This is a genomic window from Methanopyrus sp. KOL6, assembly GCF_002201915.1.
In the GTDB taxonomy this organism is placed as follows: domain Archaea; phylum JAADCQ01; class Methanopyri; order Methanopyrales; family Methanopyraceae; genus Methanopyrus.
In genome coordinates this window covers 877262-889809 of sequence record NZ_CP019470.1, presented here as the reverse complement: position 1 = coordinate 889809, position 12548 = coordinate 877262, and the positions used below count along the sequence as shown (strand labels likewise).

Sequence of the window (12548 nt, the reverse complement as noted above, 5' to 3'; positions counted from 1 at the left end):
GAACGACGGGGATAGGAGTCAGCGAGAAACCGGGGTTCTACCGATCACGACGACCTCGATGGTTTGGTTAAAATGACCGGCGGGACCCGTCTCGAGTTGTCCGTGCTCTCCGTAAGTCTTGAATCCGACGACCGGTACGTCGTCGCCCACTACCTCCCGGATTGCGTCGTACTGTTCGTCACAATCTCGATGAGCACAGTCGAACACCAACACCAGCGCTATCTCTTTGGGGTCTCGGATGTCCGCTCTATTCATAGCCCGCTCCGTGACGCGTCGCGCAGTTTCACGCATGTTCTCCTTGGTCGGTTCAAGTCGGATTAGAGTTCCAGCCGCCGGTGGTCTTGAGTGGAACACCATCGACCCGTCGTCTTCAACGAACGCCGGCTCGCGCACGATTATCTCCCGGCCGAAAATCTCCCATCCGAGCGGGTTCCACATGAACACGGAGTCATCGAGTCTCTCGACGTCCTCCCCCACCACTTCGGAGTAATATTCAGCGGCGGGTTCGCCGTCGAACTCCACGATCCGACGCTCCTCGGGTACGGCTTTGGTGATCGGGAACTTATCCTCATACACCGGCTCGAATCCACATTCTAGGGCCCCGCCGATCTTGAGAGCTGTAGATCCGAACGCTATCACAGCGGACCCTTCGGGACACAATGTACGTCCTTCTAGCACGTACGTACGCTCGAGACGTAAATCATCGCCGGCCGCCCCACCGTACACCTCCAAGAACTTGTACTTCCGAATCACCTCGTTGATGCCATCCATATAATAATCGATGGCTGGAACTAAGCCCTCAACTAGCTCGATCATGAAATAAGGAAGAACTTTGACAGGCTTCCCTTCCCTGAGGCTCCTGAGCATGGTGTTGAAGTTGATGTCGAGGCAGGGACCGGGATCACGTAGTTTCTCCATAGCTCCGAGTACGAGGTTTCGTCCGATCTCCTTAGCGTGCTCCGGGTCTTCACGCTCGAAGGTAACGCGATTCGTTTCCACGGATAGGTACGGACTGTGAATTAACGTCACGGTGACTGTACCCTGGGTGTACCCATCCGGTGTGAGCTCACCGGCCGTCGAGCACCCTACGATCCTACACTCTGCCGAGACATTACTAATAGCACTTTCGATCTCATCGACATGCCTGGGTGAGAAGAATACCAACCCGAAGTTGGGGGGACCCGTCAGCTGATCCATCGCGTCTTCCACGACCGTATACGGATCCTTCCCGTAGGCTACACCGACCTCTATAGCTTCGCGCTTCATACCGGCTTCCCCACCTTCGTGGTCGCAGTTAGCTTACCGTTCCGTAACCGACGCCTCTGGGTTTATAGCGTTTTATCAAGTTAACAGGCTAAGGAGGTGGGTGCGACCATGGAGCGTGGTAGACTCGTCTACGAAGGCAAGGCGAAGAGCCTCTACGAACATCCGAAAGAGGGAGATCTGCTCGTGATGGAGTTTCGGGACGATATTACGGCGTTTAACATGGAGAAAACGGACACTATCGCGGGTAAAGGTGTTTACAACTGCCTGATCTCAGCGCGATTGTTCGAAGTACTCGAAGACGCTGGAATACCAACCCACTACGTGGAACTTGTCGACGAGCGTCGCATGGTGGTGGAGCGCTTAGACATGTTTAACTTAGAGGTCATATGTCGCAACATAGCGACGGGCAGTCTAGTGGAGCGACTACCGTTCGAGGAGGGTGAGAAGCTGGATCCACCTATCATCGAATTCGACTACAAGAGCGACGAATACGGAGATCCAATGGTGAATATGGACCACATCCGAGCGCTGGGTTTAGCTACGGAAGAAGAAGTAGAGCGCATGCGGGAGATGACCCTGCAGGTGAACGAAGTACTCTCCAAGTTCCTGGAGGATCGCGACATCATCCTTGTGGACTTCAAGCTCGAGTTCGGAGTGAACTCGGACGGAGAAGTCATAGTGGGGGACGAGATCAGCCCCGACACGTGCCGGTTCTGGGACGCGGAGACCGAGGAGAGCCTGGATAAGGACATCTTCAGAAAGGACGAAGGAGATGTCCTGGCTGGCTATATGGAAGCCGCCGAGAGGATCTTGCGGGGTGATGAGGAGAAGCTGGCCATGCTACCGGGGTGACACGGTTGGTAACCGTTGAGGTTCGCGTGAGCTTGAAACCGAAGGCATTGGATCCAGAAGGTGAGACCGTGAAAAGGGCGCTACACCGACTGGGATACGAGGAGGTGGAAGACGTTCGAACAGCCAAGATCTACAGGATCGAGCTAGACATCGACGACGAAAAAAAGGCAATAGAGATCGCCGATGAGATGTGTCGAAGGCTACTCGCGAATCCGGTCGTCGAAGACTACGAGATCGAAACCGTCGAGTGAGCCCCTCGGTGTACTTGGGACTCCCCACCACCTCGGTCCCGGGGTAGGTCATCATCGGGGGCCTGAGTTTGGTCCGCGTGGCCATCATTAGGTTTCCCGGCACGAACTGCGATCTCGAGATGGCATGGGCGGTGAAGCTCGCTAGTGGAGATCCGGAGTTCGTCTGGCACGAAGATGGTGGGTTAGAGTCCTTCGACGCTGTGATCATTCCGGGTGGATTCACCTACGGGGATTACATCCGGGCGGGTGCCATCGCCGCGCTATCCCCGATTCTAGAGGAGATCCGAGAGTGTGTAGAGGAAGGGCTCCCAGTGCTGGGAGTGTGCAACGGAATGCAGATACTAGCCGAAGCGGAGCTCATCCCGGGTACTCTCACGGTCAACGTCGGGAACAGGTTCATCTGCGATTGGGTCTACTTACGCGTGGAACGTACTGACACCCCGTTCACGACCAAGTACGAAGAGGGCGAAGTCATCCGAGTCCCGATCGCCCACGCGGAGGGCCGGTACTACTACGAAAACCCGGAGGAGATCGAGGATAACGTGGTGTTCAGGTTCTGCGGACCAGACGGAGATGTCTCAGAGGAGTACAACCCCAACGGCTCCGTCGGTTGTATTGCAGGAGTTGTGAACGATGATGGAAACGTCATCGGAATGATGCCTCACCCGGAGCGCGCGGCTCACAGTCTCCTTAACTCCGATGACGGTTTACGGTTGTTCGAGTCGCTCGTCGAGTGGTGCCGATCCTGACCTGGCAGCTATCCATCGACAGTGTCGATTCCGAGACGAGCAGTGAGCCTGGTCGGGATGGCGACGAGCGCGTTCTCGAGGTCCAGTACCGGGTTGCCCGCCCGTCCGATCCCATGCGGCCGGGATTAGCACGAGAACATCAAATTCTTACTACTCTCCTACGACTTTCATCGCTATCCTAGAGAGCCTTATCTGGTGTCCCCATGCGCCTTCCGCCTTACCCTCTTGGGTCCACCGTCCGAGTATCCGGCGGATCTTGGACGAGAGCGGTGCTGGTTCCTCCTTCTCCAGAGGTGTTTTGGGCAGTGGCATGAAGTAGTGGAGTCTGACTTCACCACCTCGCTTAATCACCCACCGTGCGAGTTCTACTGACGCTAACTGGTCCTCCTCCGTCTCCCCGGGTAACCCGAAGATGAAGTCGACCACAGGTTTTAGACCGACTTCAAGCGCCTTCTCTACGGCCACTTCGACGTCCTCCACAGTATGCCCTCGCTTGATCCTCTTGAGTACTCGCTCACTCCCAGACTGAGCCCCGATGTTAACACGCTCGTTGTCCGCGTAGTGAGCTATCAGTTCAATGGCATCCTCTTTGGCGATGGAGTCGGGTCTGAGCTCCGACGGAAAGCTACCGAAAAACACCTTTTCTAGACCCTCAACCGATCGGAGTGATCGCAAGAGACGCTCAATCCGATCCGGCTTCAGCCGGACACCGTCGGGTGACCCGTAGGCCAGGGCATCCGGAGCGACGAAGCGAACGAAGGTGTGACCGTACCGCTCGACTCCCCTCCTGACCCAACGGACCACATCCTCAACGGATCGATGTCGTGGCTTCGACCCGAAGAGTCTGGTAACCTGACAGAAGGCACAACCCCAAGGGCATCCTCTGGTGATTTCGAGGGGACAGAATATTCGAAAACCCTCGGAGTACGGCGGAAAACTGTCCAGATCCTCCACCCGCGGGGCTGGTTGGGGTTTCCCCTCGCCTAGGTAAACGCCGGGGCGTTCCTCAGGTTCCTTACCGCGAACGAGTTCACGGAGTATCTCCGGGACTACCTTCTCCCCCTCCCCGATCAGGACGATGTCGAACCCGTGATCGAGACACTGGTCCGGTCGGGCCGATGGGTGTGGACCGCCCGCCAGTTTTACCACGTCATCATGGAAACGTTCCACCATCTCGAAGACTTCGGGTGCCATGAACGTGTTGAACGAGAACACCACGACGTCCCCGGGCTTAGGATTCGGGTTCCTGGAGACCTCGATGTACGGGATTAGCTCGGGAGCACAGGTCTCCACAGCCCCGAGCACATGCGCCAGGCTGTACTTATTCTTCGAGCTCAAGTAGAACCAAATCCTCCTCACGACATATCCCCCGGGAAAACGATCAGTCTGGCCTCCTCGTCTTCCACCCGAATCACGGCGTCCACGAAGGGGTCGTCCAAGACGTACCTGAGCAACGTGGCCCCAAATGCCGTCGCGCGCAGTTCCTGAAACCCGCCCTCGACGACTCCTAACCGGCCGTTAGACGATATAGCCGGACTGTATTCTCCGTCAGAAACCCTAGCTTCACCTATGAAGGTCTCAAACCTCGGGACTCCGGGATCGACGCCGTAACGTCTACGAGCCAATCGACGAGCCTCCCCGTAGGAGTTCGCTCGCCTGTACAGCTGATCCGCATCTCGGGCCTTAATTCCGCGGCTGGAAAGAGCTGCCACGAACCAATCGCGCCGGTACATCGAGTCGGGAGATTGGTTTTCCGGGACAAGACGCTCGACACACCAGCTTAGGGCGATCCGAGCGATCTCGCCCGAGGTTACGCGACATTCGGTGTTCGCCAACGCGAGTCGCGTGAGCACCGAACCGTAGTCAGCCCTGCGGAGTGCTCCCCAAATTTGACGCTCCGACCTGAAAGGACGCCCTCTGAGGATCTCCCGAACGGCGATGGTATTGAGGTGTGCGATACTACAGAGCTCGTAGCTCGACGCGCGGTTCAAGACGTCGAGAAGCTCCTTCCGCTGGGCTATTGGTGGTGTTCGTTCCTTGAGGTATCGTTCAAGTTTTTTGAACGTCTCTCTGGGCAGATAACGCCTAACTTTTCCAAGCGAATCGGGTGAATAACCGGAACGCCGGAGCGCGGCTCTTATCTTGCGACCGGAATACTCTTCGAGCTTCGGAACAAGGAGTAGTTCGACGTCCGTTCCTAACTCTCGGTTCACGTACTCGACCGCTGCCAACCATCGTACCACATTACGGTCCGGAACGTTTGGAGGGATGGAGAAGAGGTCACCTACCTCCAACACCCTCTCGACGTGCTCACGGAGCCGATCGAGGTCCCGCGACGGTCCAGCGTCGAGGATGATATCCACGCCCTCTTCCGCCATGAGCCTGACTCGCACGGGGACCGTGTAGGCAAGTGGAAATCGCTGGTGGTACCCTCGGACCGGTATCACCTCGTCTGCGCCGAGCTCTAACACTACTTCGCGGCGTAAACGGTACGGTAGAAGAGGTGGGGTATGGTGCGCGGTGTAATCAGCGTTGAGGAACACCACGACTTCGTCGCCGAAGTCTCGAGCACGGTCTAACAGGTAAGCGTGTCCCAGGTGGGGCGGGTCGAAGTCGGCGGCTATCCCGATAACGGTCACTGTTTCACCCGCCGGACCTTCTCGACCCACATGAGGGGATAATTAAGCTCCTCGATGAACTCGAGCTTCCCTACGGCTTCCCACTCCCCGCACCTAGTTACAATCGTAACTCGTAGGTTCCGGCCTGAAACCTCCGTGTACCCACCATAGTTGTCAGTGTCCTCAGACGATACGTCTACCTCCACCCGAGCATCGATTACACAGGGTTGAAGTAGGGCAGCCTGTTCGATACACTTAGCCACCTCCTCCGCGGTGCTAGGTGATACAGGCGTGCCGCAGAACTGATGATATATAGCGCCTAGCGTGATTCCAGCCTCGAATATCGCGCGCTCCCGATCGGATAGCCTCTTGAAATACTTCAAGTCGGGGTCTTCCCCCTTGGATGAGTTGATAAAAGACTTGGAGGAGGGAGCGGGAGAGAAGGGAGAGTTCCTCGCGGAAATCGTCTACGAGCGTGCGGACTCTTTTGAAGAGATGCTGGAGTTGCTCGAGGATATGGGCATGGAGGGGATAAAAGTTGACTTTGCGGGTGATAAGGAGGATCCGGAAGAAATAGTCATCACCGTAGAGACGACGGTTACGGTAGAGTTTTACGAGGAGAACCCCGAGGTCAAAGAGGAAATGGAATTTACCGAGCCAGCCTGCGAGCTGGAGCAGGCTTTATTCCGAAAACTAGCGGAGCTTAAGTACGATAAGAGCATGGAGATCGAGGAGACGAAGTGCCAGCTGGTGGGCGACGACGTCTGTGAGTTCCGTATAACGCCGAAGGGATAGGGATAGTTAGATCTCCACCCCCAGTTCCTTCGCCGCTATCCTTACATCCTTGTCGCCTCTCCCCGACAGGTTCACGACGACAACGTCCCCACGGTCCAATTCACCTTTCTCTACTAGCTTTTTCACGTAATAGATAGCGTGTGCGGATTCGAGCGCCGGGAGTATCCCTTCGGTTTCGTTCAGTATAACGAAACCACGCAGCGCTTCCTCGTCCGTCACGGCGTCGGCGGTGACTCTACCTTCGTCCACTAAAAACGCAAGCTCCGGACCCACTCCAGGATAGTCGAGTCCAGGTGCGACGCTGTGTGTCGGTCGGATCTGGCCGTGCTCGTCCTGGAGGACCTTGGTCAGACAGCCGTGGAGAACTCCAACTTCCCCGGCGCACAGCGAGGCCGAATGCTCGTCAGTGTCCAATCCCTTGCCACCGGCCTCGACGGCGTAGAGCGCTACTTCCTCATCGTCCAGGAAGTCGTAGAATATCCCGATGGAGTTACTGCCTCCACCCGTACACGCCACGATCGCGTCTGGAAGACCTCCCTCTAACTCCATGATCTGATCCCTCGTCTCCCTGCCGATTACCCGCTGAAACTCGCGGACAATCCACGGGTAAGGGTGCGGTCCGACGACGGAACCTAAGAGGTAATGAGTAGTCTCGAGGTTCGTTATCCAGTCGCGCAGCGCTTCGTTGATCGCGTCCTTGAGTGTCTGCGTTCCGGCTTTCACGGGGTGGACTTTGGCCCCCATCAGCTCTATCCTGAAGACGTTGTGTTTCTGGCGCTCTACGTCGATGGCCCCCATGTAGATCTCGACTTTCTTGCCCAGCGCGGCCCCGGCCATGGCGGTGGCGAGCCCGTGTTGTCCGGCACCGGTCTCCGCGATGATGCGGTTCTTACCCATACGGTCGGCGAGTAGGGCCTGGCCTAAGGTGTTGTTCAGCTTGTGTGCCCCACCGTGGACCAAGTCTTCGCGCTTGAGGTACACCTTGACGCCGAGTTTCCGCGACAGGTTCCGTGCGTAGTACAGTGGAGTCGGGCGCCCTGCGTATTTCCGCCACAGTTCGTCGAGTTCTTCCCAGAACTCTGGGTCTTCACGCGCTTCTTTGAACGCATCCTCTAGTTCCTCCAGCGCGGGCATGAGTGTCTCCGGCACGAAACGCCCTCCGTACTCACCGAAATACCCGTTCTCGTCCGGGTACCTGTCCACGTACCGTCCCAATCTGGGTCTCCCCTACAGTCTCGAAACGACATCCTCGAACCGTTCTTCACAGACGCTTTCCGTGATGGCCTTACAGGCCTCCTCGAAAATCCTCGCGCCGGCGTCTAAGTCTTCCGGGGCGAAGATCGACGAGACAACTACCGTGATGCCTGTCCCGTACCTGCCGGCTAACCTCAGTGCCCTTTCCACACACGCCCTGGTGAAAGAGCGACGCACGACTGTTCCGAACGTTACCGCAGGAGCTCCGTGGGTCTTAGCAACGTCGTAGAGTGTCCCGCCCGTAGCCGTAGCGAACAGGAAGACCTTACCCGCCGGATCCACCACGTCCTTAATCCTAGGACCTGCGTTAGGCACGACCTCCCGGATTTCCGCCCCGACGTCCTCAACGCCTTTCCTAGCCAAACTCGCGTTATCTTCGCCACCATCTACCACGAGTACTACATCGCATCCCTCTTCCACGGCTATCTTGCCAGCTTCCCGGCCTCGCTCTATCGGATCAACGCCTTCAGGTGTCTCCGCGAATGGGTATTTAGCCGCGTGCTCACCCGAGAGGACCCGATAAGCACTATCGGGAGCCGCTCCTATTATGGCGACAGCTCCTTCGCGTAAGGCGACCTCAGCCGCAGAAGAAGTGTTCACGACATCCACTACCACGATCACGTCCCCGTGCGAAGCCGCCTCGGCGGCTCCGGTAGCTCCGATCGTCATTTTGATCGACATCATGACGTTTCCCTCCGGGGTTGACGGACTTGAAGACCGAAACTGTCCTGAAGGTTTCCGCGATTCTGGGATTCGTCATCGGTATGGCCGCGGGGTTCGTCAGTATCTCGCCTATCAAACAAGAGATCGAGGAACAGAAGAAGATGTCTAAGGTAGTACTGCCACCGGAGCTCAAAAACCGTAAACCTCACCCACTGTCACCGTCGGAGATCGCCGCCAAGACGAAAGTTAAGGACGTAGGGGCACGATCCGGCGAGGAGAGTGGTACAGGGAAGGGAGAATCAACCGTTGGGTCGTCCTCCACTGGACCTACTACTGGACCAGGTTGAGAGCCGCTTCCCTGACGAACTCCGCCACCTCCATCGTCTTTTTATCACCTCCCAAATCCGGCGTGACGACACCCTCTCGGATCGCCTCACCCACGGCCTCTCTCACGGCTTCTGCAGCTTCATCTTCACCCAACCATTCTAGCATCATGGCCGCTGAAAGTATCGTCGCGAACGGGTTCGCAATTCCTTTACCAGCGATGTCTGGCGCCGATCCATGCACAGGTTCGAACAGCCCGTAGCGGTCGCCGACGTTCCCGCTGGGTGCCAATCCCAACCCACCAACTAGTGCCGCCGCCTCGTCAGAGAGTATATCACCGAACATGTTCGACGTCACGATGACGTTGAAGCGCTCCGGCTCAGTGATCATGAACATAGCCGCAGCGTCCACATAGTACTCCTCGAACTCCAATCCACGGGATTCGACCACTTCCTTGCATACTTCGCGGAAGATCCCACACGTCTCGCGCATGACGTTCGCCTTGTGCACGCACGTAACGACATTCGAGCCGCGCTCCTCCGCCAAATCGCAGGCGACTTCGGCGATACGCCGCGTTCCCTCTTCTGTGATGATCCTCAAGGTGTACGCGGTGTCTCGAAATCTCCCCTCGATTCCCGAGTACAGCCCCTCGGTGTTCTCGCGCACTATCACGAAGTCCACGTCGTCCCGCACGTACGGCTTACCGGTGAGCTCACGGAGTCCCGGGAACCCACGTACCGGTCTAATGTTCGCGTACAAATCGAGCTCCTGTCTCAGTCGGACGATCACGTCGGCTGCTGTTTCACCAGCAGCTCCGAATAAGACCGCATCGGCTTCGCGGCAGAGCTCTAAGGTATCTTCCGGCAGCGGATCGCCGTGCTTCTCGGTGCATTCGTCGCCGGCCTCACCCTCGACGAACTCCGCGTCGATCAGCGGTTCGATCACGTGGAGGGCTGCCTCGATGACTTCCGGTCCGACGCCGTCTCCCGGGATCACAGCGATCTTGTACGCCACGGAGATCACCCCTCGAAAGCCCGTGGCCCTTCCCGATTGATCAATTCAACCAAGCCGCCGGACTCGAGTATCCTCATCATGAAGTCCGGGAGCGGTTTCGCCTCCAGCTCCTCACCGGTGTTGAGGTTCTTGACGTACCCCTTTCGGAGGTTCACTTCGATCTCATGCCCATCCTCGAACGCATCGTCCACGCCCGGACATACCACTAGAGGTAGCCCCAAGTTGATCGCGTTCCGGTAGAAGATACGGGCGAAAGACCTCGCGACCACGCAGGCGATTCCGGCAGCTTTGAGCGCGATCGGCGCGTGCTCACGGGAAGAACCGCAGCCGAAGTTCTTCCCGGCCACGATCACGTCGCCCTCACGGACCTTCTCAGGGAACTTCGGATCGGCCCCCTCCATCACGTGCTTGGCCAGCTCCCTAGGGTTTTGGGTAGTGAGGTATCGACCCGGGATGATCTGGTCGGTGTCGATGTCGTCCCCGAAGACCCAGGTTCTTCCCCGGATAACGTCTCTCAAGCGGACGCCCCGGACCGCTCCCGTAACCGGTAAGTTATCACCTTTGTCGACGGATCAGTCGAACACCGGTTCTCTGAAGATCGTAAGGCATGCTGATACGTGGTTGTGGAATTCGTTATACCCGGTGATCGGAGTGATCTCTCCGAAGGAATACATACCAACGCAGTGCTTGTCGGGTATCTCTTCCTTGAGCGGCTTGCGTCCCGCGCACGTGACCAGAATGGACGCTAGCGGCTCCTCACCTGAGCTCAAGGATCCTTGGTAGGCCCTAACGGGGGCGTTCGGCTTATCATCGAAGCCGAGAAGCAGCAGCTGCTCGCCCTCTACGACGTAACCAGCCGTTCGGATGTAATCGTCGGTAACCTCTAGTGGAGTGCGTGGGACGATCCTGTACCCAACGGGAGGGAGCACACGAACCACGCCGAGTGGTGGAAGCTTCTTGTAGACGTACTCATCCGGGCAGGCCTTGACGTAGTCGGTCACTCCTTCGAGCTTCTCGATATAGACCTCGCCGGCGGGACGCCCGTCGATCTCAACGATCACGTTTTCCCTACTTTTCGTTACCGTTCCGAGCTTCATTACGGGTTTCAGCGAGGACGCGAACGACCAACCCACCTTCAAAAAGGTGAAGATAGTAGCGTAAACAGCACCCTTTTCGAACACCCCTTTATCGCACACTACGGGAGCACTCTCGAACTCAGGATCACTTGACAGTGCCCCGAAGGTGCTTATACTTAAGGCCGCGGGACCACTCCCGAATCGGAAGCTGGAGAGCACTTCGAGACCCGTACCACCGAGGTTGTGGAACGTGGCCCCATCAATGAACGTTATACCGATAACCGGCCTATACGCGACGATTCGTCTTGGATCCTTGAAATTAAGCGCTGTGTAGGAGACGTCGTATGGATCGAAGTCCAAGTCTTCGAAAGCCTCCTCCAGTGCACCGCGAGAGGCCTCGCCAGGGCCTTGACGCGCCGATCCGCCAGTACCGAATTTGGCCATCCATTCCGTCTTCAACGCCAGTAAGCTGATTTTATGTCCCCTAACCGATCCGGGATAGTGGCCCTCTCCGGCCACACAACCGACGAAACGCTCAACCCCATAACTGAGCTCGGAGACAACATCTTCAGGATCTATGTCGTGAAAAAATACGATCCCGAAATCAGCACGGTCACCAAGCCTTTCGATGACTTCATCAACAGTATTTTCCGGACTATCACCACACACTACGCAGCAGTCCAGGTCGACCAAAAGTTCCACCCCCGATGATCGCCGCAGCGACTGTATACTTTGAGATCACTCGCTGGCTATTTTCGCCAGTGTGTAGATGGCATTCATCAACGGCACGACCCCGATTAACTTCTTACCATCCGCCACGTATATTCTATCCGACATTTTGTCGATAACTTCCCAAAGGGCCTCATGTAGATATGTCTCGGGAGGAACTACCACCATTTCTTGCAGATAACTTTTAGCCATTAGGTCATGCAAATTCTTCCGGTCTAGAATCGCGTCGAAAACTGCACCCATCACGTCCTTGTCACCAACACGACCGATCGGGACTTCCCTCTCCAGGAGGACCACGTAGTGTCGACCCTTCTCACTCATACACTTCGCGACATCGGCAACGGAGCTGGAAGCGTCCAAGGTCAAAGGAGAATCTCGAACCACTTGCTTGACGGCTACACTTCCTACGTTCCCGAATATGTCACCGAATTTCGGAGGCGAAACCGGTCGATCCGTGTTGCCGGGAACCCTAAATCCCCTATAATCCCCCGTAAGTACTCTCACGATATCAGAGACAGAAATCACACCGTACACACCGCTCCTCAGGAGACCGGAAGAACGCACGAATGCCCGGGTCGTGTTGCCCCTCAGCATTTCAACCATGGCGTTTCGGAGAGTATCGCTCGACTTCACTACCACGGCAGGTTTCATGAACCGCTTGACTTCGGCCGAGAGAGCGTCCTCCTCGAGCGCACGGAGGGCACGGATTAGATCGTTCTCCTCGAACACTCCAACTATCTTGGAACCCTCCATCACCGCCACACCGTGAATGCCGTGAGTGACCATAGCCTTCAGCGCGTTCCACAGTGGTTCATCGGGTTTCACAGCAATGGCACCGTGACGAACGAAGTCAGACACTTTATGTCTAGCCAATACCTCGGGTCTGAGCTCTTGAGGGTTGGACGAGACTTTCTCTCTCAAAGCTCACGGATTCCCCCCCCAAATTCTCAGACGTTA

The 12548-nt window shown here is 56.8% G+C and carries 15 protein-coding genes; 5 read left to right on the top strand and 10 right to left on the bottom strand.

Translation table 11 applies throughout. The annotated features are described in order from the left end of the window. Positions 1 to 18: 18 nt before the first annotated feature. Complete coding sequence (locus BW919_RS04955; RefSeq protein WP_088335932.1) at positions 19 to 1266, bottom strand: FIST signal transduction protein; 1248 nt, start codon at positions 1264 to 1266, stop codon at positions 19 to 21. Between the two features lie 108 nt (positions 1267 to 1374). On the opposite strand from BW919_RS04955, the gene purC reads away from it, so the two are divergent. The 3 genes from purC to purQ all read left to right on the top strand — a co-directional run bounded on the left by purC (position 1375) and on the right by purQ (position 3118). Then, positions 1375 to 2118 carry a phosphoribosylaminoimidazolesuccinocarboxamide synthase gene (gene purC, locus BW919_RS04950; protein ID WP_088335931.1) on the top strand — a complete coding sequence of 248 codons (744 nt, stop codon included), beginning with the start codon at positions 1375 to 1377 and terminating at the stop codon, positions 2116 to 2118. Then, on the top strand, positions 2115 to 2369 hold the full coding sequence (gene purS, locus BW919_RS04945; protein ID WP_088335930.1) for a phosphoribosylformylglycinamidine synthase subunit PurS: 255 nt from the start codon (positions 2115 to 2117) through the stop codon (positions 2367 to 2369). Before purC ends, purS begins: the two co-directional genes overlap by 4 nt. Before the next feature lie 68 nt (positions 2370 to 2437). Beyond that, positions 2438 to 3118, top strand: a complete 681-nt coding sequence (purQ, locus tag BW919_RS04940; RefSeq protein ID WP_088335929.1) for a phosphoribosylformylglycinamidine synthase I — start codon at positions 2438 to 2440, stop codon at positions 3116 to 3118. A 150-nt stretch (positions 3119 to 3268) separates the two neighbouring features. On the opposite strand, the gene BW919_RS04935 is transcribed toward purQ, so the two are convergent. Genes BW919_RS04935 through BW919_RS04925 form a run of 3 tightly spaced genes read right to left on the bottom strand, consistent with a single transcriptional unit; the run spans position 3269 to position 6119 of the window. Then, positions 3269 to 4477 (bottom strand): TIGR04013 family B12-binding domain/radical SAM domain-containing protein, encoded by a 1209-nt coding sequence (locus BW919_RS04935; RefSeq protein WP_157666070.1) that lies wholly within the window; start codon positions 4475 to 4477, stop codon positions 3269 to 3271. Then, a complete protein-coding gene (locus BW919_RS04930) occupies positions 4474 to 5757 on the bottom strand; it encodes an adenylyltransferase/cytidyltransferase family protein (protein ID WP_157666069.1) in 1284 nt (427 codons plus the stop codon). Before BW919_RS04930 ends, BW919_RS04935 begins: the two co-directional genes overlap by 4 nt. Beyond that, complete coding sequence (locus tag BW919_RS04925; protein ID WP_157666068.1) at positions 5754 to 6119, bottom strand: dihydroneopterin aldolase family protein; 366 nt, start codon at positions 6117 to 6119, stop codon at positions 5754 to 5756. The genes BW919_RS04930 and BW919_RS04925 overlap by 4 nt, the downstream gene beginning before the upstream one ends. A gap of 16 nt (positions 6120 to 6135) precedes the next feature. Here BW919_RS04925 and BW919_RS04920 point away from each other — a divergent pair, with 16 nt between their 5' ends. Further along, the gene (locus BW919_RS04920; RefSeq protein ID WP_088335925.1) at positions 6136 to 6531 is read left to right on the top strand and encodes a V4R domain-containing protein; all 396 of its coding nucleotides are present in this window, start codon (positions 6136 to 6138) and stop codon (positions 6529 to 6531) included. Positions 6532 to 6537: 6 nt separating this feature from the next. Here the strand turns inward: BW919_RS04920 and trpB are convergent, their stop codons facing one another. Both trpB and BW919_RS04910 read right to left on the bottom strand, forming a co-directional pair. Beyond that, positions 6538 to 7746, bottom strand: coding sequence for a tryptophan synthase subunit beta (trpB, locus tag BW919_RS04915; RefSeq protein ID WP_088335924.1), 1209 nt, complete (start codon positions 7744 to 7746; stop codon positions 6538 to 6540). A gap of 12 nt (positions 7747 to 7758) precedes the next feature. Next, on the bottom strand, positions 7759 to 8469 hold the full coding sequence (locus tag BW919_RS04910; RefSeq protein WP_088335923.1) for a hypothetical protein: 711 nt from the start codon (positions 8467 to 8469) through the stop codon (positions 7759 to 7761). 26 nt (positions 8470 to 8495) lie between these two features. On the opposite strand from BW919_RS04910, the gene BW919_RS04905 reads away from it, so the two are divergent. After that, positions 8496 to 8795 carry a hypothetical protein gene (locus BW919_RS04905; RefSeq protein ID WP_088335922.1) on the top strand — a complete coding sequence of 100 codons (300 nt, stop codon included), beginning with the start codon at positions 8496 to 8498 and terminating at the stop codon, positions 8793 to 8795. Here BW919_RS04905 and BW919_RS04900 read toward each other — a convergent pair. The 4 genes from BW919_RS04900 to BW919_RS04885 are packed head-to-tail and all read right to left on the bottom strand — an operon-like array spanning position 8779 to position 12512. Continuing rightward, entirely contained in the window at positions 8779 to 9786 is a 1008-nt protein-coding gene (locus BW919_RS04900; RefSeq protein ID WP_088335921.1) for an isocitrate/isopropylmalate dehydrogenase family protein, read from the bottom strand. The genes BW919_RS04905 and BW919_RS04900 overlap by 17 nt on opposite strands. A 5-nt stretch (positions 9787 to 9791) precedes the next feature. Beyond that, positions 9792 to 10304, bottom strand: a complete 513-nt coding sequence (locus BW919_RS04895; protein WP_088335920.1) for a 3-isopropylmalate dehydratase small subunit — start codon at positions 10302 to 10304, stop codon at positions 9792 to 9794. A 54-nt stretch (positions 10305 to 10358) separates the two neighbouring features. Then, entirely contained in the window at positions 10359 to 11555 is a 1197-nt protein-coding gene (locus BW919_RS04890) for an FIST signal transduction protein (RefSeq protein ID WP_157666066.1), read from the bottom strand. A 45-nt stretch (positions 11556 to 11600) separates the two neighbouring features. After that, positions 11601 to 12512 carry a CBS domain-containing protein gene (locus BW919_RS04885; RefSeq protein ID WP_088335918.1) on the bottom strand — a complete coding sequence of 304 codons (912 nt, stop codon included), beginning with the start codon at positions 12510 to 12512 and terminating at the stop codon, positions 11601 to 11603. Between the last annotated feature and the right edge of the window lie 36 nt (positions 12513 to 12548).